Genomic DNA, 203 nt, shown 5'->3' with positions numbered 1-203 from the left:
TCGCTGCCCATGCCGCTGAATTCAACGGTGGGTGCAGGTGCGGCGACATTGTCCACAGGCTGGTTGTCGGTAGCAGTCGCAGATGGGTTACCGGCGATATCAATCACTTGCGCGGTGACATCAACATCGGTCGCGCCTGCAGTGACTGGGACTTCAACATCAAAGCCGTTGTCGAGCATGTCCTGAGTCACAGGGCCGTTAAA

General features: G+C 57.1%; 1 protein-coding gene. It reads right to left on the bottom strand.

What is annotated here, in order from left to right; all coding sequences use genetic code 11:
- Positions 1-203 (bottom strand): hypothetical protein (locus H5181_RS20575; RefSeq protein WP_182751910.1); only part of this gene is annotated, 203 nt, incomplete at both ends.

The sequence above is a fragment of the Shewanella sp. SG44-2 genome, from assembly GCF_014164215.1.
GTDB classification, from domain to species: domain Bacteria; phylum Pseudomonadota; class Gammaproteobacteria; order Enterobacterales; family Shewanellaceae; genus Shewanella; species Shewanella frigidimarina.
This window is presented reverse-complemented; position numbering and strand designations above follow the sequence as displayed.